Source organism: Paucibacter soli, from assembly GCF_037482845.1.
Classification (GTDB): domain Bacteria; phylum Pseudomonadota; class Gammaproteobacteria; order Burkholderiales; family Burkholderiaceae_C; genus Paucibacter_B; species Paucibacter_B soli.
Map to the genome: position 1 here is coordinate 367,120 of NZ_JBBHJW010000004.1, position 22,919 is coordinate 390,038.

The 22,919-nt window shown below is 66.6% G+C and carries 23 protein-coding genes, 2 tRNA genes and 1 riboswitch; of the genes, 13 read left to right on the plus strand and 12 right to left on the minus strand.

The genetic code is table 11. The features are described from left to right. Positions 1 to 11: 11 nt before the first annotated feature. From kamB to WG898_RS11570, 10 genes are all read left to right on the plus strand, one after another. Complete coding sequence (kamB, locus tag WG898_RS11525) at positions 12 to 1,100, plus strand: lysine 5,6-aminomutase reactivase subunit KamB (protein WP_339602935.1); 1,089 nt, start codon at positions 12 to 14, stop codon at positions 1,098 to 1,100. Beyond that, on the plus strand, positions 1,081 to 2,628 hold the full coding sequence (kamD, locus tag WG898_RS11530; protein ID WP_339602936.1) for a lysine 5,6-aminomutase subunit alpha: 1,548 nt from the start codon (positions 1,081 to 1,083) through the stop codon (positions 2,626 to 2,628). The genes kamB and kamD overlap by 20 nt, the downstream gene beginning before the upstream one ends. Before the next feature lies 1 nt (position 2,629). Then, positions 2,630 to 3,394 carry a lysine 5,6-aminomutase subunit beta gene (kamE, locus tag WG898_RS11535; RefSeq protein ID WP_339602937.1) on the plus strand — a complete coding sequence of 255 codons (765 nt, stop codon included), beginning with the start codon at positions 2,630 to 2,632 and terminating at the stop codon, positions 3,392 to 3,394. After that, positions 3,391 to 3,807 (plus strand): 3-aminobutyryl-CoA ammonia lyase, encoded by a 417-nt coding sequence (gene kal / locus WG898_RS11540; RefSeq protein ID WP_339602938.1) that lies wholly within the window; start codon positions 3,391 to 3,393, stop codon positions 3,805 to 3,807. Before kamE ends, kal begins: the two co-directional genes overlap by 4 nt. Before the next feature lie 5 nt (positions 3,808 to 3,812). Continuing rightward, on the plus strand, positions 3,813 to 4,631 hold the full coding sequence (gene kce, locus WG898_RS11545) for a 3-keto-5-aminohexanoate cleavage enzyme (RefSeq protein ID WP_339602939.1): 819 nt from the start codon (positions 3,813 to 3,815) through the stop codon (positions 4,629 to 4,631). A 238-nt stretch (positions 4,632 to 4,869) separates the two neighbouring features. Continuing rightward, on the plus strand, positions 4,870 to 4,995 hold the full coding sequence (locus WG898_RS11550; RefSeq protein ID WP_339602940.1) for a hypothetical protein: 126 nt from the start codon (positions 4,870 to 4,872) through the stop codon (positions 4,993 to 4,995). A 276-nt stretch (positions 4,996 to 5,271) separates the two neighbouring features. Further along, positions 5,272 to 6,045: an ABC transporter substrate-binding protein gene (locus tag WG898_RS11555; RefSeq protein WP_339602941.1), complete on the plus strand. Its 774-nt coding sequence runs from the start codon at positions 5,272 to 5,274 to the stop codon at positions 6,043 to 6,045. 14 nt (positions 6,046 to 6,059) lie between these two features. Further along, complete coding sequence (locus WG898_RS11560) at positions 6,060 to 6,818, plus strand: amino acid ABC transporter permease (protein WP_339602942.1); 759 nt, start codon at positions 6,060 to 6,062, stop codon at positions 6,816 to 6,818. 10 nt (positions 6,819 to 6,828) lie between these two features. Then, a complete protein-coding gene (locus WG898_RS11565; protein WP_339602943.1) occupies positions 6,829 to 7,590 on the plus strand; it encodes an amino acid ABC transporter ATP-binding protein in 762 nt (253 codons plus the stop codon). 53 nt (positions 7,591 to 7,643) lie between these two features. Next, the gene (locus WG898_RS11570) at positions 7,644 to 9,053 is read left to right on the plus strand and encodes a DcaP family trimeric outer membrane transporter (protein ID WP_339602944.1); all 1,410 of its coding nucleotides are present in this window, start codon (positions 7,644 to 7,646) and stop codon (positions 9,051 to 9,053) included. A gap of 88 nt (positions 9,054 to 9,141) precedes the next feature. Here WG898_RS11570 and WG898_RS11575 read toward each other — a convergent pair whose 3' ends face one another. Genes WG898_RS11575 through modA form a run of 5 tightly spaced genes read right to left on the minus strand, consistent with a single transcriptional unit; the run spans position 9,142 to position 12,913 of the window. Further along, positions 9,142 to 9,954, minus strand: coding sequence for a M14 family metallopeptidase (locus WG898_RS11575; protein WP_339602945.1), 813 nt, complete (start codon positions 9,952 to 9,954; stop codon positions 9,142 to 9,144). Positions 9,955 to 9,992: 38 nt separating this feature from the next. Next, positions 9,993 to 10,832, minus strand: a complete 840-nt coding sequence (locus tag WG898_RS11580; protein WP_339602946.1) for a TOBE domain-containing protein — start codon at positions 10,830 to 10,832, stop codon at positions 9,993 to 9,995. After that, positions 10,807 to 11,493 carry an ATP-binding cassette domain-containing protein gene (locus WG898_RS11585; protein WP_339602947.1) on the minus strand — a complete coding sequence of 229 codons (687 nt, stop codon included), beginning with the start codon at positions 11,491 to 11,493 and terminating at the stop codon, positions 10,807 to 10,809. The genes WG898_RS11580 and WG898_RS11585 overlap by 26 nt, the downstream gene beginning before the upstream one ends. Then, positions 11,490 to 12,161 (minus strand): molybdate ABC transporter permease subunit, encoded by a 672-nt coding sequence (modB, locus tag WG898_RS11590; RefSeq protein ID WP_339602948.1) that lies wholly within the window; start codon positions 12,159 to 12,161, stop codon positions 11,490 to 11,492. Before modB ends, WG898_RS11585 begins: the two co-directional genes overlap by 4 nt. Continuing rightward, positions 12,158 to 12,913, minus strand: coding sequence for a molybdate ABC transporter substrate-binding protein (modA, locus tag WG898_RS11595; RefSeq protein ID WP_339602949.1), 756 nt, complete (start codon positions 12,911 to 12,913; stop codon positions 12,158 to 12,160). Before modA ends, modB begins: the two co-directional genes overlap by 4 nt. Positions 12,914 to 13,007: 94 nt before the next feature. Between modA and WG898_RS11600 the strand changes: the two genes are divergently transcribed. From WG898_RS11600 to WG898_RS11610, 3 genes are all read left to right on the plus strand, one after another. After that, on the plus strand, positions 13,008 to 14,660 hold the full coding sequence (locus WG898_RS11600; RefSeq protein WP_339602950.1) for a diguanylate cyclase domain-containing protein: 1,653 nt from the start codon (positions 13,008 to 13,010) through the stop codon (positions 14,658 to 14,660). Positions 14,661 to 14,754: 94 nt separating this feature from the next. Further along, positions 14,755 to 15,801, plus strand: a complete 1,047-nt coding sequence (locus tag WG898_RS11605; protein WP_339602951.1) for an extracellular solute-binding protein — start codon at positions 14,755 to 14,757, stop codon at positions 15,799 to 15,801. Beyond that, the gene (locus WG898_RS11610) at positions 15,798 to 17,510 is read left to right on the plus strand and encodes a diguanylate cyclase domain-containing protein (protein WP_339602952.1); all 1,713 of its coding nucleotides are present in this window, start codon (positions 15,798 to 15,800) and stop codon (positions 17,508 to 17,510) included. The genes WG898_RS11605 and WG898_RS11610 overlap by 4 nt, the downstream gene beginning before the upstream one ends. 11 nt (positions 17,511 to 17,521) lie before the next feature. Here WG898_RS11610 and WG898_RS11615 read toward each other — a convergent pair whose 3' ends face one another. The 7 genes from WG898_RS11615 to cobA form a co-directional block, all read right to left on the minus strand. Next, complete coding sequence (locus WG898_RS11615; protein WP_339602953.1) at positions 17,522 to 17,866, minus strand: zinc ribbon domain-containing protein YjdM; 345 nt, start codon at positions 17,864 to 17,866, stop codon at positions 17,522 to 17,524. A gap of 61 nt (positions 17,867 to 17,927) precedes the next feature. Further along, positions 17,928 to 18,003 (minus strand) — tRNA-Asn (locus tag WG898_RS11620). Positions 18,004 to 18,067: 64 nt separating this feature from the next. Next, positions 18,068 to 18,143, minus strand: a tRNA-Asn gene (locus WG898_RS11625). Between the two features lie 36 nt (positions 18,144 to 18,179). Next, the gene (locus tag WG898_RS11630; RefSeq protein WP_339602954.1) at positions 18,180 to 20,318 is read right to left on the minus strand and encodes a TonB-dependent siderophore receptor; all 2,139 of its coding nucleotides are present in this window, start codon (positions 20,316 to 20,318) and stop codon (positions 18,180 to 18,182) included. A 62-nt stretch (positions 20,319 to 20,380) separates the two neighbouring features. Then, positions 20,381 to 20,483, minus strand: a riboswitch (TPP riboswitch). Between the two features lie 74 nt (positions 20,484 to 20,557). Then, positions 20,558 to 21,664 (minus strand): NAD(P)/FAD-dependent oxidoreductase, encoded by a 1,107-nt coding sequence (locus tag WG898_RS11635; RefSeq protein WP_339602955.1) that lies wholly within the window; start codon positions 21,662 to 21,664, stop codon positions 20,558 to 20,560. A 43-nt stretch (positions 21,665 to 21,707) separates the two neighbouring features. After that, entirely contained in the window at positions 21,708 to 22,031 is a 324-nt protein-coding gene (gene fdxA, locus WG898_RS11640; RefSeq protein WP_339602956.1) for a ferredoxin FdxA, read from the minus strand. Positions 22,032 to 22,101: 70 nt separating this feature from the next. After that, complete coding sequence (gene cobA / locus WG898_RS11645; RefSeq protein ID WP_339602964.1) at positions 22,102 to 22,866, minus strand: uroporphyrinogen-III C-methyltransferase; 765 nt, start codon at positions 22,864 to 22,866, stop codon at positions 22,102 to 22,104. Between the last annotated feature and the right edge of the window lie 53 nt (positions 22,867 to 22,919).

Here is a 22,919-nt window from a genome sequence, read left to right on the forward strand (position 1 = left end):
GGGGCGAGGCCATGAAGGCATCGCAACTCTGGCAGCGCATCCAGGCCAGCGGCATAGGCACGCTGGCGGTGATGGGCATGGCCAAGAACACCGGCAAGACGGTGGCGCTCAACCATGTGCTGGCGCAGGCCGCGGCGCAAGACCTGACCCTGGGCGTCACCTCGATCGGGCGTGACGGCGAGGACCGCGACCAGGTCTTTCTGATCCCCAAGCCGCCGGTGCTGATCTGGCCCGGCAGCCTGGTGGCCACCGCGCGCGACACGCTGGCGCGTGCCAAGTTGCGCTGGAAGCTGCTGGGCGGCACCGGCATCGATTCGCCGATGGGCGAGATCCTGATCGTCAAGGCGCTGGAATACGGCGAGATGGAGATTGCCGGCGCCTCGCGCAGCAGCGACCAGCTCAAGGTGATACAGCGCCTCAAGCAATGCGGCTGCGCCCTGGTGGTGCTGGACGGCGCGCTGGGGCGCAGCCACCATGCCTCGCCGGCGATTGCCGACGGTGTGATCCTGGCCACCGGCGCGGCCATCGGCGGCGGCATCCAGGACGTGATCCGCAAGACGCGCGACCGCCTGGCCATCCTGGGCATACCGCGCGTGCCGGCCGAGCTGGGCGCGCGCGTGCAGTCGGTGTTCGCCGATGGCGGCGTGGGCATCTGGGATCGCGCCGGGCGCGAGCTGTTCCGCGCCGAGATCGCCAGCCTCAACGCGGCCGGCGTGCTGATGCAGCATGCCGAGCAGGACATCGCCAGCATCGCGGTCAGCGGTGCGGTGGGCCGCTCGCTCTGGCGGGCGGTGGCCAGCCTGGCGGCCGCCAAGCCCGGGCTGGAACTGGTGGTGGCCGACGGCACCAAGCTCTTCGTCGACCACCTCGAGGTCGAGGCCTTGCGCAAACAGGGCGGGGCGCTCTACGGCTACCGCAGCATCCGCATCCTGGGCCTGACGCTGAACCCCTTTTCGCCGCTGGGCGGCAGCTTCGGCAGCGAGGAATTCCTGGCCGCGGCACTCCATTCATTCCCCGGCTACGACGTCACCGATGTGATGCTGGAGGAACAAGACAAGCAAAGAAAGACAGGAGTCACCGATGACGCAACTGCAACTTGACCAGGGCCAGATCGCCCGTGCCCGCGAGTCGGCACGGCGCATCGCCCGCAGCGTCTACGACGAGATGAACCAGTTCACCACCACCACGGTGGAGCGCGCCACCCTGCGCCTCTTGGGCGTGGACGGCGTGGACGAGAACTATGTGCCGCTGCCGAATCGCCTGGTGAGCCACCTGCAGGAGCAGCAGCTGCTGCAGCATGGCGCGGCCTGGATCGTGGCCGGTGCCATGCAGGAGCAGGGCCTGAGCGCCCAAGAGGTGGCCGAGGCCGTGGTGGCCGGCAAGCTCACACTCGCCCTGCCCAAGGACGGCGAGGCCGCGCGCCGCAGCGCCGAGGCGCATGCCAAGACCATGTGCGAGCACATCGCCGCGCACCGCGCCTACCGCGCCGAGGAAATCAAGACCGTGGGCGAGGCCAAGACGCCCTGGCTCTACCTGATCGTGGCCACCGGCAATATCTACGAGGACGTGACGCAGGCCTGCGCCGCGGCCGAGCAGGGCGCCGACATCATCGCGGTGATACGCTCCACCGGCCAGAGCCTCCTGGACTATGTGCCCTATGGCGCCACCACCGAGGGCTTTGGCGGCACCTACGCAACGCAGGAGAACTTCCGCCTGATGCGCAAGGCGCTCGACGAGGTGGGCAAGAAGATCGGCCGCTACATCCGCCTCACCAACTACTGCTCCGGCCTGTGCATGCCCGAGATCGCCGCCATGGGCGCGATGGAGCGGCTGGACATGATGCTCAACGATTCGATGTACGGCATCATCTTCCGCGACATCAATATGAAGCGGACCTTCATCGACCAGTTCTTCTCGCGCATGGTGAACGCCTACGCCGGCATCATCATCAACACCGGCGAGGACAACTACCTCACCACCGCCGACGCCTATGAGGCGGCCCACACGGTGCTGGCCTCGCAGCTGATCAACGAGCAGTTCGCCTACCTCAGCGGCCTGCAGCCCGAGCAGATGGGCCTGGGCCATGCCTTCGAGATCAACCCCGAGCTGGAGAACGGCTTTCTGTGGGAGCTGGCGCACGCGCAACTGGTGCGTCAGGTCTTCCCCGAGGCCTGCCTGAAGTACATGCCGCCCACCAAGCACATGACCGGCAATATCTTCAAGGGTCATATCCAGGACGGGCTGTTCAATATGGTCAGCACCCTGACCAACCAGAACATCCACCTGCTGGGCATGATGACCGAGGCCATCCACACGCCCTTCATCCAGGATCGCTTCCTCGCCATCCAGAACGCCAAGTATGTGTTCGGCACCATGAAGGACCTGAACTCCGAGATCGAGTTCAAGCGCGGCGGCATGATTGAGCGCCGTGCCCAGGAGGTGCTGGCCGAGACCGAGGGCATACTGGCCGAGATCGAGCAGATCGGCCTGCCCGCGGCGATCAGCAAGGGCACTTTTGCCGAGATCTCGCGCACGCCCACCGGCGGCAAGGGCCTGGACGGTGTGATCACTAAGGCGGCGGACTACTTCAACCCCTTCCCGAACCTGATGTTGCAAGGAGGGCACTGAGATGTCCGAGCAGATGAACGACAAGATTCCCGAGCAGTGGGTCAAGCCCTATGGCGACACGCTGGACGACGGCCGTGTGCAGCTCTCCTTCACCCTGCCGGTGCCGCTGGACGAGACCGCCAAGGAGGGCGCCAAGATGCTGGCCCTACAGATGGGCCTGGACGAGCCCGCGGTGGTGCACGCCGAGGCGATGGGTACGGGCTTCAGCTTCTTCGTGCTCTACGGCCAGTGCAAGCACCGCGTGGACCTCAGCAAGCTCAAGGTCGCCAAGCCCGAGTTCGAGGTGCTGGACAAGGACGGCGTGAACGCGCTGATCGCCGAGAAGATGGGCCGCCGCATGGTGGTGGTGGGCGCCTGCATCGAGACCGACGCGCACACCGTGGGCATCGACGCCATCATGAATATGAAGGGCTACAACGGCCACAAGGGCCTGGAGAGCTACCACGAGATCCGCGCCATCAATATGGGCGCGCAGGTCGACTCGGAGGAGTTGGTCAGCCGCGTGATCGAGGAGAAGGCCGACGTGATCCTGGTCTCGCAGGTGGTGACGCAGAAGAACATCCACCTCGACAACCTCACCAAGCTCTCCGACCTGCTGGAGGCCGAAGGCCTGCGCGACCGGGTGATCCTGATCGTTGGCGGCCCGCGCATCAGCCATGAACTGGCCAAGGAGCTGGGCTACGACGCCGGCTTCGGCACCAAGACCTATGCGGAGGACGTGGCGTCCTTTGCCATTCACGAGTGGATCAAGAGGAAAGCAGCATGAGCCAAGAGAACACCATCACGAGCCTGATCCGCCTGCGCATGAGCGCGCATGACGCGCATTACGCCGGCAATCTGGTGGACGGCTCGCGCATGCTGAACCTGTTCGGCGATGTGGCCACCGAGTTGCTGATCAAGAGCGACGGCGACGAGGGCCTGTTCGTGGCCTACGACCAGGTCGAGTTCCTGGCGCCCGTCTATGCCGGCGACTACATCGAAGCGAGCGGCCGCATCGTCAGCATGGGCAAGTCCTCGCGCAAGATGGTGTTCGAGGCGCGCAAGGTCATCACCGCCGCCAACATTCCCGGCCAGGTCTCGGCCGCCGATGTGCTGGCCGAGCCGGTGCTGGTGTGCCGTGCCTCGGGCACCTGCGTGGTGCCGCTGGCCTGCCAGCGCGGCAATAGCAACAAGGGCTGAGCGCGATGGACAAGCTGATCATCACCGCCGCGCTCACCGGCGCCGAGGTCACGCGCGAGCAGCAGCCCAATCTGCCCATCACGCCCGACGAGATCGCGGCTGCGGCGGCCGAGTGCGCCGCGGCCGGCGCTTCCATCGTGCATGTGCATGCGCGCAATCCAGACGGTAGCTCAACGCAGGACAAAGAGGTCTACCGCCAGATCATCGAGAAGACGCGTGCGCGCTGCGACGTGATCGTGCAGGTGTCCACCGGCGGTGCCGTCGGCATGACGCCCGAGGAGCGCCTGGCCCCGGTGACGCTGCGCCCCGAGATGGCGACGCTCTCGATGGGCACGGTCAACTTCGGCGGCGATGTGTTCATGAACCATCCGGCCGATATGGAGCTGTTCGCCGCGGCGATGCAGCAGCATGGCGTCAAGCCGGAGTTCGAGATCTTCGACAGCGGCATGCTCACGACCACGCTGCGCTGGCTCAAGAAGGGCCTGGTGCAAGGGCCGCTGCATTTCGACTTCGTGCTCGGCATTCCGGGCGGCATGGCCGGCACGCCCGAGGCGCTGATGTATCTGCGCTCGCAGCTGCCGCCGGGCAGCAGCTGGACGGTGGCCGGCATCGGCGCCGCGCAACTGCCCCTGGCCACGCTGGCCATCGTGCTGGGCGGCCATGTGCGCGTCGGCTTCGAGGACAACATCTACTTCCGCAAGGGCGAACTGGCGCATAGCAATGCGCAGCTGGTGCAGCGCATCGCCATGCTCTCCGAGACCTTTGACCGCCCGGTGGCCACGCCCGCCGAGGCGCGCGCCCTGCTGGGCATGTCGGCACACTGAGTCAGGCCGCTGGCCGCGTCGGCCGCGCCGGCGCCGCCGGGCAAGGAAGTTTGCACAATATCCGTGTATTTGCATGTAGGAATGTATCGGGTGTCTAAAGTCATATTTGGAGGCTGTCAATATGCCATTTAGCCTTGCCGATATGACAGAATTGTGCCGATTTCATTGCATTCTGCGGCCTGTTCCTTGGCTTCCGATTTGAGAAGAATCCAAAGCTCAAGAGAGATGGAGGGGAAGTTTGACTACGCAGCAGACCTTGGGCGACTCGCATCGCCCGGCCTGGAAGATAGGTCTGGAAGACGTGCTCGTATGCACGCTCGGCGGCTTCGACGCCGACCTGCCGCTTGCCCGGTCCGCGGCCTGAAGAATGCCGAGAAGGCCATGCAGGCGGCGTCGCATATCCCTGTATCGCAAGGCTGCCGGCTCAAGCCGGAGCTTGGCGCGCCCATCCTCAGCCACCACCGCCCCACTGACTAGCTCCCCTTGCTTCTTGACGAGGCGAGCGCCTCGATTTCCAGTATTCGGGCCCGTCTGACCAAACCCAGCCCGCAATGCATCAGTCCAGCGCGATGCGCGCCAACGGCGCTAGCGCTGATCGGGTTTGGTTGCAGTAGACAAACATGTATTCCAAGGAGACGCTATGCGATTGATGAAACACGGTGCCGGCCTGCTGGCCGCTGCCACGCTGCTGATGGCTGGCACGGTCCAGGCGCGTGACTGGAGCGTGGTCAAAGAATCGGGGACCATGATCGTGGCCACCGAAGGTGCGTTCTATCCCTTCAACTACTTCGAGGGCCCCAAGCTGACGGGTTTCGAAGTGGAGTTGGCCGAGGCCTTGGTGAAGCAACTCGGCCTCAAGCTCGAGTGGCGGGTGGTGTCGTTCGACGCCCAACTGGCCTCGATCCGCCAGGATCGCTTCGACTTCGCGATTGCATCGCATGGCTATACCGAGGAGCGTGCCAAGGCAGTGGACTTCGCCACGCCGCACTACTGCACCGGTGGCCAGATTGCCGCGCACAAGGGCGGCCCGCTGACCGTGGCCGGGCTGAGCGGCAAGCTGGTGGGCGTGCAACTGGGCACCAGCTATCTGGACAACGCCAAGAAGATCGCCGGCATCCAGGAAGTGAAGACCTACAAGGCGGACCCGGAAGCGTTCTCGGCGCTCAAGGCCAACAAGGTGGACGCCTGGATTTCCGACAAGTGGCTGATCAAGTCGACCCTGGAAAAGAACCCTGAGGCCGGCATCGTGGCGGGCGAGCAGGTGTTCGTCGAGAAGGTGTCGATGATCATGCGCAAAAACAACAGCGAACTGAAGGAGCAATTGAACCGTGCACTGGCGGAGGTCGTGAAGAGCGGCACCTACCAGTCCCTGTCGCAAAAGTACTTCAAGACCGACATCTCCTGCCGTAGCTGAGAGGGGTCGAGATCATGAACTGGACCAAGCAACATCCCGCTTGGGCAATGTGCGCAGCCATGTTTGGCCTGCTGGTGTTCCTCTGGGGCGCTGCCATTCCCTTGTCTGCCATGCCCGCGCCCATCGGGCCGGCGGCCCAGCAGTTTGCCGAAGGCTCGCGGGTCACCGTGCTGCTGACGCTGATTGCGGGCACGGCCGGTGTCGTCATCGGGGTGCTGGCTGGGCTTGGCAAGCTCTCGTCGTTCGCCCCCTTGCGCTGGCTTTGCGACTTCTACGTCTGGCTGATCCGCGGCACGCCGCTGCTGTTGCAGATTCTGTTCGTATGGCTTGCCGTACCGCAGTTCCTGCCTGCCTCGCTGCAGATCTCCGACTTCAGCTGCGCCGCGATCGCGCTGGCACTCAATATCGGTGCGTATAACACCGAGTGTGTGCGGGCCGGCATTCTGGCGGTGCCGCATGGCCAGGTGGAGGCGGCACGTGCTCTCGGGCTCTCGCCCGCGCAGACCTTCATGGACGTCGTGCTGCCACAAAGCATGCGCGTCGCCCTGCCTGCGCTGGCCAACAACCTGGCCTCACTGGTCAAGGACTCCTCGCTGGCCTATGCGATCAGCGTGGTGGAACTGACCATGGTGGGCTACCGGGTGCAGGCCGAGAGCTACCAGCCGATCCCGGTGTTCGTCACCGTTGCCACGATCTACCTGATTCTCACCACCGCGTTCACCACACTGACGTCGGCGCTCGAGAACCAGCTGAACGTGGGCCAGAAGCGCTGAGGAGACCGCCATGAGTACAACGCAAACCAGCGCCAAGACCATCATCCAGGCCAGCAATGTGCAGAAGCACTTTGGCAGCTTCCATGCCCTCAAGGGTGTCAACGCGAGCTTCACCGAAGGCACGGTAACGGCCATCATCGGTCCCTCGGGATCGGGCAAGTCGACCTTTCTGCGCACGCTCAACCGGCTGGAGGCGCATGACAGCGGCACCATTCTGGTGGACGGGGTGGAACTGAACGGGGACCTGAAAAACCTCGATCTGATCCGCCGTGAGGTCGGCATGGTGTTCCAGAGCTTCAACCTGTTCTCGCACCTCACCATCCTGCGCAATATCACGCTGGCTCCCATGCGCGTGCGCAAGATGAGCCAGGCCGACGCCGAGGCCAAGGCCCTGCAGTTGCTGGAGCGGGTGGGGCTGAAGGACCAGGCGCACAAGTATCCGGTGCAGCTATCGGGCGGGCAGCAACAGCGCGTCGCGATTGCACGCGCGCTGGCGATGGATCCCAAGGTCATGCTGTTCGATGAGCCGACCTCGGCGCTGGATCCGGAGATGGTGCACGAGGTGCTCAGCGTGATGCGCGAGATGGCACATACCGGCATCACCATGCTGGTGGTGACCCACGAGATGGGCTTCGCCAGGGAAGTGGCCGATCGGGTCATCTTCTTTGACCATGGCGCCATCCTCGAGGACGCAGAGCCAGAGGCCTTCTTCAGCAATCCAGTTCATGAACGCGCCCGCAGCTTCCTGGCGCAGGTCAAGCACGGGTTCTGAGCGCTTCCGATGAAGCAGCTCGCATTCAACACATCAAAGAAACGAGACACGACATGACATTCAAGAAAATTGTTTTGGCTTCGCTGCTCGCCGGCATCGGCGCAGCGCCCCAGGCCTTTGCGGCCACCGACGCCGAGCGCATCGCTCAGCTCGAAGCGCAGCTCAAGCTGATGCAGGCGCAGCTGGCGGAACTGAAGGCGTCCGCCGCCAAGGCCGAGGACGTCAAGGACATCCGCAATCAGATGGAAGCCTCGGTGAAGGAGAACGTGGTGGTGGGCGACATCCCCGGTTCCTTCCGCATCCCCGGCACCGAAACCTCCATCCACCTGTACGGCATTGCCGAACTGAACCTCGTGCGCGAGGGCAAGGGCGACAACGGCGACAGCGACTACGCTACCTTCCTGCCTTACGCGCCGCTGAGCGGCTCGGCGGGCGCGCACCGCTCCGGCCAGACCTATCTGCACGGGCGCACTTCGCGCATCGGCATCGAGGGCTCCACCCCCACCCCCTTTGGCCAGGTGATGGTCAAGGTGGAGGGCGACTTCAACAACGACCCGCGCACCGGCAACGCGCAGGTATCCAGCACCGACAGCCCGAAGAACATCTTCACCCAGCAGGTCACCAACAGCTACAACTTCCGCCTGCGTCATGCCTATGTGCAGGCAGGTCCTTGGCTGGCCGGCCAGACCTGGTCGACCTTCATGGACATCGACAACACGCCCGAGACGGTGGATTTCAACGGCCCCATCGGCAGCACCTTCCTGCGCCAGCCGCAGCTGCGCTACACCTATGCCACGCCGGAATCGGGCAACTTCACGGTGGCGCTGGAGAACCCGGTCAGCTATGTGTACGACAAGACCGGTTCCACCATGCCGGCCGGTTTCTCCAAGCTGCCGGATCTGGTGATGCGCTGGGACAAGCCCTTCACCTGGGGCGCGTTGAGCCTGCGTGGTGTGACGCTGGAGCATCGCCTGAACGATGGCAACGGCATCAACGTGGCGCGCCGTGGCATGGGCCTGGCCGCCAGCGGCCAGATCAAGACGGTTGGAGATGACTTCATCAGCTGGATGGTGACGGGCGGCAGCGGTATCGGCCGCTACTTCAACTACATCGAAGGCGCCGGCTACGACGAAGCGGCCAACAGGATCCGCATGGAGAGGGTCGCGGGTCTGGTACTGGGCTACCAGCGCAAGGTCAGCGATACCTTCCGCATGAACTTCGTCTATGGCCTGCAGAAGAACCGCGCCAACGAGTACACCGACTGGGCCGCGGCCAATGGCCTGGACAGCGGGCGCTACGGCATCAACCGCAAGCTCAGCCAGCTGCATGTGGGTGCGATCTGGAACCCGATCAAGCCGGTGGACCTGGGTGCGGAGTACATCTGGGGCCGGCGCGAAACCCTGGCAGGCGAGACCGGTGGCATGTCGCGTGTGAATCTGCTGGCACGCTACAACCTCAACTGAACGTCAACGTGGGGCCGATTCGGCCCCGCAGCTTGACCAGATGCAGCCCCCGGCCCGACAGGTCCGGGGGCTTTCCGTTTGGTGGCCCTCAGCCGCCGAAGAAGGCCTCGAGCAGCGCGCAGTAGACCGCCACCCGTTCCTGCAGCGGCGGGTCGGTCTGACTGCGCAGCACCAACTCGGTGGTGATGACAGGGCTGCAGGCCTTGCGGCTGGCCAGCAACTCATCGACGGAGCCATCGCCGCTGTTGCGGATCAGCCCCTGGTCCAGGGTCTCGCCAAAGCGCGTGCGGCCCTGCATCACCAGCGGCATGGTGCTGGCCTGCAGGGCCTGGCGGATGCGCAGCGTGATCGGGTGCTCGGCGGCGCCGTCGCCAGCCACATAGACATAGGAGCCCCGGCCCTCGAAGACATAGTCGGGCGCCTCATACACCGGGTCTTCGTGCAGGTCCAGCACCGCCGCGCCCGGCGCGATCGCACTCTGCTCCATCAGGTAGCGGGTGATGGCCTCGGCGTCGGCGCAGGCCGCCTGCTCGGTGCGCCCCAGCCAATGCTCGCTGTCCGACACACTTTGCCCGGAAGGCCCATAGCGCTGGTGGTGCAGATAGCCCCAGGGATTGAGCAAGGGCAGCAGCAGGATGCGGCGATCGTGACCCCAGTCGATCAGGCGGTCGACGCTGCGTGCCAGCGCGACCGCGCCCGCCGGTTCGCGCCCATGGATGCCGGCGATGACGATGTGGTCGGCCGGCCCGCCCTTGCTCCAGGCGTCGATGGGCAGCACCGTCAGATCATCCACCGCCTGCTGCGTCACGCGGTGCTGGCGCCAGCCCGCCTGCCGAAGTGGCGCAAAGGCGGCATACAGGCTGTCGAGCCCGGGGCGACCATCTAGTGCCAGTGATTGCATGTGGATCACCTTTGAGGGGTGGGGAGCTTGGCACCCGTTCAGGCCGCCACCGCCAGTATCACGCTGGAAGCCTTGAACACTGCCGTGGCGGGCATGCCCATCGCCAGCCCAAGGGACTCGGCGCTGGCCTGGGTGACGATGGCGGCCAGCGTGCCGCCGCCGGGCAGGGCCAGCAGCACTTCGCAGTTGACCGCACCGGCGTTGACGCGCAAGACCTGACCCTGCAGCTGGTTGCGCGCCGACAGGCGCAGCGTCGCCGCTGTTCCGGTCATCAGCAGCACCGATGAGGCCTTGATGAGGGCAAAGGCCTTGCTGCCCAGTGTCAGGCCCAGCTCCTCGCGGCTGGCGCGCGTGACGGTGGCCACCAGGGTTTGGCCGCCGATGATGGCCAGTTCGATCTCGTCGTTCACCGCGCCGCCGCGGATCGCGCAGACGGTACCGGCGAACTGATTGCGGGCGCTGGTGCGCAGGGCGATGCTGCCGGCCAGCGCGTAGTCCTGGGCCAGGCCCTGCGACTGGCTGTTCAGCCGCGCCACGAAGCGTTCATGCTCCTGCTGAATCAGGGCCAGATTGCGCAGCAACTGGGCGCCGCGCGCGGTGAGGCGGGTGTAGCCGCCGCCCTTGCCGCCCGGCCGGCGCTCCAGCAGCGGCTCGCCGGCCAGGTTGTTCAGCTGTTCGATCGCGTTCCACGCACCTTTGTAGCTATAGCCCGCGGCCTTGGCGGCCCGCGTCAGCGAGCCCAGCCGGTCGATCTCGGTCAGCAGGGCCAGCTGGCGTGGGCTGGCCAGGGCCTGGCCGGCCTGGCTCAGGTGCAGGCCGGCTTCCAGTCGCAGCGGTGCCGCGGCGGCTTGCTCAGGCGGTTTGCGCGATACGGCCATGGCGCAGCTCCAGGCGCGCTTGTCCAAAGCGCTCCAGGTCCTCGGGATCGTGGGTGATCATCAACATCGGGATTTGCAGCTCCTCCAGCAGGCTCTGCAGCTCTTCGCGCATGCGCTCGCGCAGCACGGGGTCGAGGGCGGCGAAGGGTTCGTCCAGCAGCAGGGCGCGCGGCCGGCTTACCAGCGCGCGCGCCAGCGCGGCACGTTGGCGCTGCCCGCCCGAGAGCTGCTGCGGATGCAGGCCGGCCAGCTCGCTGAGCTCGAAGCGCTGCAGCCAGCGCTCCACCTCCGCATGGTTGCTGCGGGCCCCGGGGTTGAACAGGCCGCGCTGCAGGCCGAAGCCGACGTTCTGGCGCAGGTTCAGGTGCGGGAACAGGGCATAGTCCTGGAACAGGTAGCCAAAGCCGCGCCGGCGCGCCGCCAGCGCGATGCCCGCCTGGCCGTCGAACAGGGTCTGGCCCTGGAAGCGGATATGGCCCCGCTCGGGTTGCAGGAGGCCGGCAATGGCCTGCAGGCTGAGGCTTTTGCCGGCACCGGAGGGTCCGTAGATGACGGTCTGCATGGCAGCGGTCCGGAAGCTGACATCGAGCATGAAGCTGCGCCCCTCGCCCTGCACGCGCCGCTGGATCTGCACGTCGAAGTTGTTGCCGCCGTCACTCATGCGGCACTCCGCTGCGGCGCCAGCCAGCGCGCGCTCAGCAGCACCGTAATGCATGCGAGCGAGGTGATCAGCACCAGCGCGTTGGCGCTGGCGTCCTGGCCCGCCTGCACCGCCTCGTAGACTGCGATCGAGAGCGTCTGCGTCTGCCCCGGGATGCTGCCGGCCACCATCAGGGTGGCACCAAACTCACCGAGTGCGCGTGCGAAGGCCAGCAGCACGCCTGCCAGGATGCCGCGCCAGGCCATCGGCAGGCTCACGCGCATGAACACCGCGACCTCGCCCAGGCCCAGCACGCGCGCGGCGCGTTCCAGCTGAGGGTCGACGTTTTCAAAGGCGGCGCGCGCCGACTTCAGCACCAGCGGAAAGGCCACCACGCTGGCCGCGATGACCGCGCCCTGCCAGCTGAAGATCAGCGTGATGCCAAGCTGCTCATGCAGCCAGCCACCCAGCCAGCCGCGCTTGCCCAGCAGCACCAGCAGGTAGTAGCCCAGCACCGTGGGCGGCAGCACCATCGGCAGGGTGAGCAGGGCGTCCAGCAGCTCGCGGCCGCGGAAGCGCCAGCGCGCCAGCGCAAAGCCCATGGCCGTGCCCAGCAGCAGATTGATGGCCGTGGCCCATGCCGCCACCTTCAGCGAGAGCGCAAGCGCGACCCAGGCCTGCGGATTCATGGCGCCAGGAAGCCATGCCGCGCCAGCACCGCCTGGCCGGTGGGCGAGAGCAGATAGGCGAGGAACTGAGCGGCCGCCGCGGCGTTGGCGCTGCCGGCGATGCCGGCGACCGGGTAGCTGATCGGTGTGGCGGTGGCGACACCGAAGCGGGCCTTGACCTTGTCCTTATACGCGAGCGCGTCGGTGGCGTAGACCAGGCCGGCCTCGACCTCGCCGCGCGCCACATAGTCCAGGGCCTGGCGCACATTCTGCGCATAGACGGCCTTGGGTTCGATCGCCTCCCAGAGCTGAGCTGCCTGCAGCGCAGCCCTCGCATAACGACCCGCCGGCACGCCCTCGGGTTTGCCCAGCGCGATGCGCCGCACCGCCGGCTGGCGCAGCTCGGCCAATGTCGCCAGCGCCAGCCCGCCCTGGGCCGGGGTTACCAGCACCAGGCGGTTGGCGGCGAAGTTGCGGCGGCTGCCCCTTGCCAGCAGGCCCTGGGCCTCGGCGCGGTCCATGCTTTCCTGGTCGGCCGCGGCGAACACGTCCACCGGCGCGCCCTTGGCGATCTGCGCCAGCAAGGCGTCCGAGGCGGCAAAGTTCAGCAGCAGCCGGGTGCCGGGATGGCGGGCCTCAAAGGCGGGTGCGAGTTCCCGGAAGGCGTTGCTCAGGCTGGAGGCGGCCGAGACGGTGAGATCGGCCGCCTGCGCGGCTGGCCCGGCGAGGCCGAGCAGGCTCAGCAGCAAGGTCGCGATGGGATGCTTGGGCATGGTGAGCGAAATATAACGTACTACATAACGGTTGCGATTCTCCACATCGCATAATCCGCAGGGTCCGCTACCCGGTGCAAAGGCATTCGCTCCGATGAGGTCAACGTCGATCCGAACGCAGCTCTTGTTGTTGGTGCTGGCCATGTCGGTGCCGCTGTGCGCACTGGTGGCGGCGGGCATCTATCTGGACATGCAGGCGACGATTGCGCATACGAAGTCGTCGCTGCGCACGCTCGCATACACCATGATCCGCAACACCGGCGCGACGGTGGCGGGCGCGCACGACAGCCTGCAGCGGCTCGCGGCGCGACCGCTCGTCAAGCTGGTGGATGGCGAGCATTGCGATCCCGCGCTGCAGGACTTTCTCACCATGAATCCGGCCTATGCCAATGTCGCCTATGCGCGTCTCGACGGCGAGGTGGTCTGTTCGGCGGTGCCGCAGGCCAATGGACGCGGTCGCAACATCGGCGCGACCCCCTGGTTCCAGGCGTTCTTGCGTGAGCCGCGCGCCCTGGTGGGGCTGCCCCATCGGGGGCTGATCACCGGAAAATGGGTTTCGGTGATTGGCGCCCCGATACGCAACGACAGCCAGGAGGTCGTCGGCGCGATCTATCTGCCGCTCGATCTGGCGGTGTTCGATCCCCATATACCCGACGCGGGCCTGCCGCCAGACAGCCGCTACGGCTTCTTTGCCGCCGATGGCACCATGATCTGGCGCAATCTGGACCCTGAGGGCGTGATCGGCAGCAAGCCCAACGCAGAGGCGGCGCGCCGCATCGTGGCGGTGCGCGACGGCGAGTTCGAAAGCCTGGCCATCGATGGCGTGGTGCGCTACTTCTCGGTCGTGCCCATGCCCGATACCGGCTGGACCGCCTTTGTGGGCGTGCCGGCGTCGGCCGTCTATCAGGCGGCCAAGCAGCGTGCCCTGCTGAGCATGTTGGCCGCGTTGACGGTGATGGGCTTGCTGGCGGTGCTGGCCGCCTGGCTGGCGCATCGCATCATCCGGCCGATCGCGCAACTGGAGCGGGCGGCGCGGCGGGTGCATGACGGTGACTTCGGTGCCCGCGCGGCGATCGCCGGGCCGGGCGAAATCGCCCGGGTCGCGCAGGCCTTCAACGGCATGGCCGACCATATCCAGGCCTCCACGCGCCAGCTCGAAGCGGAAGTTGCCGAACGCCGCGAGATGGAGGAGCAGGTGCGCCAGATGGCCTTCAGGGATGCCCTGACCCAGTTGCCCAACCGGCGCCTGCTGCACGACCGGCTGAGCCAGGCGATGGCCGCAAGCAGGCGCAGTGCCAGCTACGGCGCCGTGATGTACCTGGATCTGGATCATTTCAAGCCGCTCAACGACCGCCATGGGCATGCCGTGGGCGACCTGCTGCTGGTGGACGCGGCGCAACGCCTGCTGGCCTGCGTGCGCGAGGTCGACACGGTGGCGCGCATAGGCGGCGACGAGTTCGTCGTGATGGTCAGCGAGCTGGGTGAGGGGATTGCTCCATCCACCGCTCAGGCCGAGGCGATCGCTCAAAAGATCCGCCAAGCTCTGGCCGAACCGTTTCGGCTCAGCGATCAGCGCGAGGAAGCTGCCGTGCCCGCGTTGGTTGAACATCTGGGCAGCGTCAGCATTGGCGTGGCGATGTTTCGCGACCACGAAACCCAGCAGGATGAATTGATCAAGCAGGCCGACGCTGCCATGTACCAGGCCAAGGCCGCCGGCGGGAACCGGGTCTGCTTCTTCGGCGCCTAGGTGCTGCAAGGGTCGAGGGCGCGCATACACTGGGCCGGTTGGGACAAAGCAGGACTGAGACTTGTTGTTGAGCTTGGCTGCATGGATGCGGATAGTGCTGCCGCGGTGGGGTTTCGGCCTGCTGCTTGGCGCGGCCCTGTCCGCCAGCGCTGCGCCGACGAGCCTGCGCGTGCTGGCCTGGCCCGGCTATGCCGAGCCCGAGGTGCTGCGCGAGTTCGAGCAGCGCAGTGGCGCCAAGGTGGAGCTGACCATCGTCGGCTCTGACGAGGCCCTGTGGCACCGAATCACCGCCCGCGGCGGCGCCGACTTCGACGTCTTTGCCGTCAACACCGCCGAGCTGCAGCGCTATATCCAGGCCGGCCTGGTGCAGTCCATCGACGTGGAGCTGATCGCCAATACCCGCAAGCAACTGCCGCGCTTTCGCGATCTCGCTGCCATCCCGGGCCTGGTGCATGGCCGCGACGGCCGGGCGCAGACCTTTGCCATCCCCTACACCTATGCGGAGATGGGGCTGATCTACGACAAGCGTCAGCTGCCGCTACCGCCCAGCTCGATCACCGCGCTGTGGGACCCGCGCCTGCGCGGCAAGGTGCTGGCCTATGACGGCGGCACGCACAATTTCTCGCTGGCGGCGCAGGCGCTGGGCAGCGCCTCGCCCTTTCGCCTGGCCAGCGCGCAATGGCCGCGTGCGGTGGACAAGCTGATCGAGCTGCGCCGCAATGTGCTGGGCTTCTACAGCCAGCCGGAGGAGTCGGTGCGCTTGTTCCAGCGCCATGGCGCGGCGCTGATGCACGCCAATTACGGCATGCAGCAGGTGCAGTTGCTGAAGGCCGCCGGCGTGGATGTCGGCTATGTGATGCCGCGCGAGGGCGCACTGGCCTGGCTGGACTGCTGGGCCATCACGCGCGGCGCGCGCGACCGCAAGCTGGCCCATCTCTGGATCGACACCCTGCTTGGGGCCAAGGCCAGCGAGCTGCTGGTGACGCGTCAGGGCCTGGCAAATACCGTCAGCGAAGCACTGCCGCGCCAGCCCGGGCAGGCGCCGCTGTGGCTGGAACCGGTGGAGGACGCCGCGCGGCGCGAGGCGCTGTGGCAGCGCATCCGTTCGGGCGACCGCGCGGCCAAGGTGCTGGCGCCATGAAGGCGATGACACCGGGCATTGCCTGGCGCCTGGGGCTGGCGGTGGCGCTGGTGGGTGTGCTGGCGGCGGGGCTGACCGGCTATTACGGCTATGCCACCAGCCGCAGCATGCTGGTGGCGGGGGCCGAGGAGCGTCTACTCACCGCCACGCGCGTGCTGGTGCGCCAGCTCGCGGTCGACTTGGAGAATATTGCCGAAGACGTGCGCATGGTGGCCGAGCATCCACAGGCGGCACGCCTGCTGCTGCGCACCAGCCCCGGCGCGCCGAGCTCCGAGGAGGACAACGCGGCGCTGCTGTTCGAGCGCGTGCTGGCCACCCATGCCGAGTACTTCCAGATGCGCCTGATAGACGTCGCCGATCACGGGCTGGAACGCATCCGCGTGGACCGCGACGAGCGTGGCCTGGTGCGCGTGCGCGGCGACGACCTGCAGGAGAAGGGCCACTACCCCTATGTGGTCGAGACGCTGCGGCTGCCGCCCGGCGCCGTCTATGTCTCCAGCGCCGCCATCAACCATGAGATCGGCGCCCATGCCGGCCTCGACAAGCCGGCGCTGCAGGTGGCCGCGCCGGTGCGCGACGCGCGGGGCCAGGTGCGTGGGCTGGTGGTGATCAACGTCGACCTGAACGGCCTGTTTGCCCAGCTGGCGGGCGATCTGCCGGCAGGCCTGCAGCTCTACCTGAGCAATGGCGCGGGCGACTTCCTGATCCACCCGGACCGCCGGCAGGCCTTTGCCTTCGATCGCGGCCAGACCGCGCGCATGCAGGACAGCTTCCCGGCCACGGCTGCCTTGGTGGCAGGGACGCCGGGGCGCGGCGATCATGTGGTGACCACGGTGGCGCCGCCGGGGCAGGGTGCCGTGGTGGCTGCCTTCGTGCGCCAGCCTCCCTCCGAGCTGCGGCAGGAGGAGGACTTCGTACTCGGCCTGGCCCAGCCGGTGCAGGCGGTGCTGCTGGAAAGCGCGCGGTTGGGCCAGGTCAGCATGCGCATTGTGCTCGGCTTCAGCGCGCTGGCGATGTTGCTGGCGGCGTTGCTGGCGCGCGCCCTGAGCCGGCCGCTTGGCCAGATCGTGCTGGCGGTGCAGCGCTTCGCCACCGGCGAGCCGGACGATGGCAGCCTGCTGCCCACCGCGCGCGGCGACGAGATCGGCCTGCTGGCGCGCAGCGTGGCCGACATGCAGCAGCAGATCCGTGCGCAGTTTGCCAAGCTGGAGCAGAAGCAGCAGGAGCTGGATCGCCTGGCCAGCCATGACAGCCTGACCGGTTTGCACAACCGGCGCGTCTTCCTGGACCGGCTCGACCATGCGCTGGCCCATGCCAAGCGCAATCAGGGCCGGCTGGCGCTGCTCTTCATCGACCTGAACAACTTCAAGCACATCAACGACAGGCTGGGCCATGCCGCCGGCGATGCGGTGTTGTGCATGCTGGCGCAACGGCTGCGCCAACTGGTGCGCGAGGTGGATACGGTGGCCCGCATGGGCGGGGATGAATTCATCATCCTGCTGGACCAGATCGAGGCGAGCGACGCCGTCGAGACGGTGGCGCAGAAGGTGCGCGAGGCGCTGTCGCTGCCGGTGCACTACGGCGGCGCCGAGCTTGCCTCCGGTGCCAGCATCGGCATCAGCCGCTATCCCGAGGATGGCGAGGGCGCCACCGAGCTGATTGCCGCCGCTGACCAGGCCATGTACCGGGCCAAGGGGCGGCCGGGCTGACCCGCGCTGGCTCAGGCCTTCTTGACGAACTCCGACTTCAGCCCCATCGCACCGATGCCGTCGATCTTGCAGTCGATGTCGTGGTCGCCCTCGGCCAGGCGGATGTTCTTGACCTTGGTGCCGACCTTCACCACCAGCGACGAACCCTTGATCTTCAGGTCCTTGATGACGGTAACGGTATCGCCGTCCTTCAACTCGCTGCCGTTGGCGTCGCGCACCACGCGCACCTCGTCGGTAGCGGCCTCGGCGGCGGTTTCCTTGGACCACTCATGGCCGCATTCCGGGCAGACGAACTGACTGCCGTCCTCGTAGGTGAACTCGGACTTGCATTGCGGGCAATTGGGGAGGGTGCTCATGGCTTGACTCGCGTCGGATAAAGAAAAACCCCCAACACCTTGCGACGTTGGGGGCTCTTGTTGGCTCCTCGACCTGGGCTCGAACCAGGGACCTACGGATTAACAGTCCGGCGCTCTACCGACTGAGCTATCGAGGAATTGATCGGTACTTCTGTAATTGGGAAGCCGCTGCACCTTGCGAAGCAGCGGCTTCATTTTCTGTGGCTCCTCGACCTGGGCTCGAACCAGGGACCTACGGATTAACAGTCCGGCGCTCTACCGACTGAGCTATCGAGGAACAGAGCCTTGCATTATAGACTGAATTTTTGGAGCCTTACAAGCTGTATTCCAAACTTGCACGCCAGGTGCGCGGCGCCAGCGGGTAGAGGTAGCTGTGCTCGTACTGGTAGGGCGATTCGCGCCAGGCGCGCTTGTCGGCCAGGTTGTCCACGCCCAGGCGCCAGACGAGCAGTTGGCGCTGGCCGAGGGCCTGCTCGTAGCGCAGGCCGGCGTCCAGGCGCAGCCAGCCGGGGATGCTGATGCTGTTGTCCGGCAGGGCGGCGCGCGGGCCCTCGTAGACGAGACCGGCGTTCACTTGCAGGCCGGGCAGGGCGGCAAACAGTCGCTGGCGAGCGTTGAGCTTGATCGAGGTCTCCGACACATTGGGACGCTTGAGCGCGTCCAGGCCGGCCACCGAGCTGCCCTCGGTGCGTGCCTTGAGCTTCATGGCGCTGGCAAGCAGGCCGCCGCCGGCCCATTTGATGTCGGCCTGGGCTTCGATGCCGCGGTGGTGGGATCTGCCGTCCGCCTGGCGGGTGCAGGTGGCGGTGTCGTCGCAGCCGCCGATGTCGCGCCATTCGGGCTTGCGGATGTCGAACCAGGCGAGCGACCAGTCCACCGTGCTGGAGCCGGCCTTCAGGCCCAGCTCGAACTGGCGGCTGCGCAGCGCCGGCAGGGCCTGGCCCGCATTGGCATAGCGGCTGCGATTGGGCACCACCTCGGACTCGATGCCTTCGCCCCAGCTGCCATAGGCCATCAGCTCGGCGGCCAGGGTGTAGCTCAGGCCCAGCCAGGGCGTGGTGAAGGACTGCTTGTAGTCGGTGGCGCGCGAGCCATCGGTGCGCACCGATTCACGGTGCAGCCGGGTGTGGCGCAGGCCAGCCCAGGCCTGCCAATCGGCGCCCAGCTGCACGGCATCGCGCAGATAGAGCTCGGTGCTGCGCTCGTCGCGCTTGGTGTTCTCGTCGGTCAGGCTGGGGTCGGCTGGCGTGACCACGTCCTGGTAGATATTGCCCACGCCTGACCAGTTGTAGGCCTGGCGCTTGAAGCGTGCCTCATAGCGGCTGAACAGCAGGCCGGTGCTGAGCTCATGGCGGAGGCCGGCGGTGCTGAACTTGCCGGCCAGCGAGAGGTCCAGGGCATCGCTGTTGCGGCGCTCGCCCTCGCTGCGGAAGTCGTAGCGATCGAAGTCGCCGTTGCTGCAATAGCGGTCGTAGTTGTTCTCGTTCGAGCAGCCATAGGCGTAGGCGAGGCGATCGTCGCTCTTGAGCCGCTGGGCACCCCAATGCGCTTGCACACGCCAGTCTGCGTTGAGGCGTTGCTGCCAGCGCAGCGAGGCATGGCTGTTGTCGAACACCACCGGCAGCGTCCAGGGCAGGTCGTTGAGGTTGGTGCGCGGGTCGATGGTCTTGGCATCGGGCAGGCGGTTGCCCAGCAGGCTGAAGCCGGGCTGGCTGGGCTGCGACTGGCGGTTGAGCTCGAATTCGGCTTCCAGCAGGCTGTCGGCGCCGAGGCGCCAGTCGCCCGCCATGGCCAGCAGGCGGCGCTGGCCATGGGCGCTGTAGAGCTCGGGGCGCAGCTCGGCCGCGCTGGCATTCACGCGCAGGCCAAAGGCCTCGCCGCTGCCGAAGCGCTGGCTCCAGTCCAGCGCCGCCTCGGCCGTGCCGCGCTCGCTGACGCCGAGGCTGACATTGAGCAGATTCGCGGTGGGGCGCTTCACCAGCAGGTTCACCAGGCCGCCGGGCGAGCTGGTGCCAGACTGGATGCCGCTGGTGCCCTTGAGCACCTCGATGCCGGCCTTGTTGCCAAGCGCCAGCGCGGTCTCGGCATTGATGGGCAGGCCATCGCGGCGGTAGTTGAAGCGATTGTCCAGGTCGAAGCCGCGGATCTTCAGGTAGGACACATAGCCGGTCGCGTTGTAGGCGTCGCCGATGCTGGCGTCCAGGCTGGTGATGCCGGCCAGGTTGCTGAGACCGGCGTCGGCCAGGCGCTCGGCATTGATGAGGCTGGCCTGCAGCGGCAGGCGCGCCACCGGCGTCTCGCCAAAGCCGCCGATGTTCACGGGTGCATCGGCGTTGCGGCCGCTCACGGTGACGGTGGGCAGGCTGTTGGATGGCTGGGCCAGGCTCAGGCCACAGCTCAGCGCGGCGGCGCTGGCGATTGCGATACGGGAGAAATGAAATGAATGTGCCATCGTCCTACTACTCATTCGATGGCAGGGCGGCAAAACAGACGAGGCACGAAAGATTGACGGGCCCGGTTGCTGGCTTGCTTCCCTGCGCGAGGATTACCTCAGTCAGGTTCAAAGGGTGTACTCTCAGCCGGCTCATGCAATGAGCCAGCACCCCTAGCGAAGAGCCGCATTCTATCGGCCCGTGAACGAAAAAATGCCCGCTGCTTGAGCGGGCCTTGCCTTGGCGCAACAGCCGGTGCTCAGTCGAACACGGGCGTCTCGACGCCCAGCACCTTGTGCAGCTTGGGGCTGGTGGTGGTGTACTGCAGGTGGATGCGCTTCTCGGGGAAGATATAGGGCGCGGCGGCAAAGGCGGCCAGCGCAGCCTCGTGGAAGCCCGAGAGGATCAGCTTCTTCTTGCCCGGATAGGTGTTCACATCACCTACGGCAAAGATGCCCGGGGTGCTGGTCTCGAACTTCTCGGTGTCGACGACGATTTGCTTGCGCTCCAGCGCCAGGCCCCATTCGGCGATCGGGCCCAGCTTGGGGCTGAGGCCGAAGAACACCAGCACCTGGTCGCAGGGCACGACGCGGGTAACGCCGTCACCGCCGGTGACCTTCACGCCCTTGAGCACCTCGTCGCCCTCGTCGATGTCGGTGACCTGGCCGACGATGAACTGCATCTCGTAGTTGTCGCACAGCTCACGCATCTTGGCCACGCTGGCCGGCGCGGCACGGAAGCCGTCGCGGCGGTGCACCAGAATCACGCTCTCGGCCTTGTTGGCGCTGCCGTCCTGATTGCCGGCACAGAAGTTCAGCGCCCAGTCGAGTGCCGAGTCACCGCCACCGACCACCACCAGGTTCTTGCCGGCGAACTGCGCCGGGTTGCGCACGCGGTAGTGCACCTGGCTGCCTTCGTACTTGTCCAGGCCTTCCACCTTCAGCGTGCGCGGCTGGAACGAGCCCACGCCGCCGGCGATGAAGATGGTCTTGGTGAGGAACTGCGTGCCCTTGGAGGTGGCGACGAAGAAACGGCCATCGTCCTGCTTCTCGACGGTGGTGACCTCCTGGCCCAGATGGAAGGTCGCGCCAAAGGGCTCGATCTGCTTCATCAGGTTGTCGGTCAGCTCCTTGCCGGTGCACACGGGCACGGCCGGGATGTCGTAGATGGGCTTGTCGGGGTAGAGCTCGATGCACTGGCCGCCCGGGTAGGCGAGCGAGTCGATGATGTGGGCCTTGATCTCCAGCAGGCCGAGTTCGAACACCTGGAACAGGCCGACGGGGCCCGCGCCAACGATGACGGCATCGGTTTCGATCACGCCGGCGTGGCCGGCATTGGAGGCAGCGTGTGTCACTTGGTTTTCCATGGAGGTCAGGGCCCCGGACAAGGGGGCAGGGGACGATAGGCGTTCAGCGGATCAGCTCGGACAGCTTGTCGGTCCGGTCTTTCCACTCGTCGGCGTCGGGCAGCGAGCCCTTGCGCTTGGTGATGCTGGGCCATTTCTTGGCCAGGTCGGCGTTGATCTTGATCATGTGCTGCTGGTTGCCGGGCACATCTTCCTCGGGGACGATGGCGTTCACCGGGCACTCGGGGATGCAGACCGCGCAGTCGATGCACTCATCCGGGTCGATGCTGAGGAAGTTCGGGCCTTCGCGGAAGCAGTCGACCGGGCAGACATCGACGCAGTCGGTGTACTTGCAGCGGATGCACGATTCGAGGACGACGTGGGTCATGGAGCAGCTCTGATGTTTTAAGGGCCCTGGGACGTCAATGGAACTCCCCATTGACGGCAAAGCGCGGATTTTAATCGTTCAAGCTCTGGTGCTGGCGTTGACGGCGCGCAAGCGAGGGCTTTTGTTCCTTGGGGGCAGCCTGGGGCAGGGCCTTGGCGCCCGCGCCCACCGTCACCACGGTGGGGCGGCCGCGGTGCAGCATGGCCGCGGCGGCAAGCTCGGACACCCGGTGGTCGCTGGCCAGCGCATCGGCGCAACCGGCGCGCGAAACCACCGCCACCGGCGTATCGGCCGGCCAGCCGGCTTCCAGCAGCTTGCGGCCCAGCGCGGCCAGTTGGCGCCCGGCCATGTAGAAGACCTCGGTGTCGGCGCTCTTGAGCGCCTGCAGGTCGCCGTCCTTGGTCATCGCGGTGCTGAGGCTGACGCTGCGGCCCAGGCCGCGGCGCGTCAGCGGGCGCTGCAAGTGTGCGGCGGCGGCGATGGCCGCGGTCACGCCGGGCACCACCTCGCTGGCGATGCCCGCTTCGGCCAAGGCCAGCAGCTCTTCTTCCAGTCGGCCGAAGATGCTGGCATCGCCGCCCTTGAGGCGCACCACCAGGGCGTGCTCCTGCGCCTGCTTCACCAGCGCCGCGTTGATGGCGGTCTGGGCGGTGGAATTGCAAAAGCCGCGCTTGCCGACATCCAGCCACAGGGCTTGCGGAGCGAACTCGCGCAAGGCCGGGTCGGTGAGGGCGTCGAACAACACCACGTCGGCCTGCTGCAGCGCGCGCGCGCCGCGCAGGGTGATGAGGTCGGCCGCCCCCGGGCCGGCGCTGACGAAGATGACCTTGCCCATGGCTGCCAGCTTACCTGACCAGCAAGGCACCACTGGTGCGGTTGCTGGTGGGA

Bases quoted from the DNA above. Each gene is read 5' to 3' on its own strand.
- kal (WP_339602938.1), top strand. From the start codon at position 3,391: ATGAGCCAAGAGAACACCATCACGAGCCTGATCCGCCTGCGCATGAGC.
- modB (WP_339602948.1), bottom strand. From the start codon at position 12,161: ATGAATCCGCAGGCCTGGGTCGCGCTTGCGCTCTCGCTGAAGGTGGCG.
- WG898_RS11635 (WP_339602955.1), bottom strand. From the start codon at position 21,664: ATGGAAAACCAAGTGACACACGCTGCCTCCAATGCCGGCCACGCCGGC.
- WG898_RS11600 (WP_339602950.1), top strand. From the start codon at position 13,008: ATGAGGTCAACGTCGATCCGAACGCAGCTCTTGTTGTTGGTGCTGGCC.
- kce (WP_339602939.1), top strand. From the start codon at position 3,813: ATGGACAAGCTGATCATCACCGCCGCGCTCACCGGCGCCGAGGTCACG.
- kamD (WP_339602936.1), top strand. From the start codon at position 1,081: ATGACGCAACTGCAACTTGACCAGGGCCAGATCGCCCGTGCCCGCGAG.
- modA (WP_339602949.1), bottom strand. From the start codon at position 12,913: ATGCCCAAGCATCCCATCGCGACCTTGCTGCTGAGCCTGCTCGGCCTC.
- WG898_RS11585 (WP_339602947.1), bottom strand. From the start codon at position 11,493: ATGAGTGACGGCGGCAACAACTTCGACGTGCAGATCCAGCGGCGCGTG.
- kamB (WP_339602935.1), top strand. From the start codon at position 12: ATGAAGGCATCGCAACTCTGGCAGCGCATCCAGGCCAGCGGCATAGGC.
- WG898_RS11610 (WP_339602952.1), top strand. From the start codon at position 15,798: ATGAAGGCGATGACACCGGGCATTGCCTGGCGCCTGGGGCTGGCGGTG.
- WG898_RS11560 (WP_339602942.1), top strand. From the start codon at position 6,060: ATGAACTGGACCAAGCAACATCCCGCTTGGGCAATGTGCGCAGCCATG.
- kamE (WP_339602937.1), top strand. From the start codon at position 2,630: ATGTCCGAGCAGATGAACGACAAGATTCCCGAGCAGTGGGTCAAGCCC.
- WG898_RS11565 (WP_339602943.1), top strand. From the start codon at position 6,829: ATGAGTACAACGCAAACCAGCGCCAAGACCATCATCCAGGCCAGCAAT.
- WG898_RS11630 (WP_339602954.1), bottom strand. From the start codon at position 20,318: ATGGCACATTCATTTCATTTCTCCCGTATCGCAATCGCCAGCGCCGCC.
- WG898_RS11570 (WP_339602944.1), top strand. From the start codon at position 7,644: ATGACATTCAAGAAAATTGTTTTGGCTTCGCTGCTCGCCGGCATCGGC.
- WG898_RS11555 (WP_339602941.1), top strand. From the start codon at position 5,272: ATGCGATTGATGAAACACGGTGCCGGCCTGCTGGCCGCTGCCACGCTG.
- WG898_RS11580 (WP_339602946.1), bottom strand. From the start codon at position 10,832: ATGGCCGTATCGCGCAAACCGCCTGAGCAAGCCGCCGCGGCACCGCTG.
- fdxA (WP_339602956.1), bottom strand. From the start codon at position 22,031: ATGACCCACGTCGTCCTCGAATCGTGCATCCGCTGCAAGTACACCGAC.
- WG898_RS11575 (WP_339602945.1), bottom strand. From the start codon at position 9,954: ATGCAATCACTGGCACTAGATGGTCGCCCCGGGCTCGACAGCCTGTAT.
- WG898_RS11615 (WP_339602953.1), bottom strand. From the start codon at position 17,866: ATGAGCACCCTCCCCAATTGCCCGCAATGCAAGTCCGAGTTCACCTAC.
- cobA (WP_339602964.1), bottom strand. From the start codon at position 22,866: ATGGGCAAGGTCATCTTCGTCAGCGCCGGCCCGGGGGCGGCCGACCTC.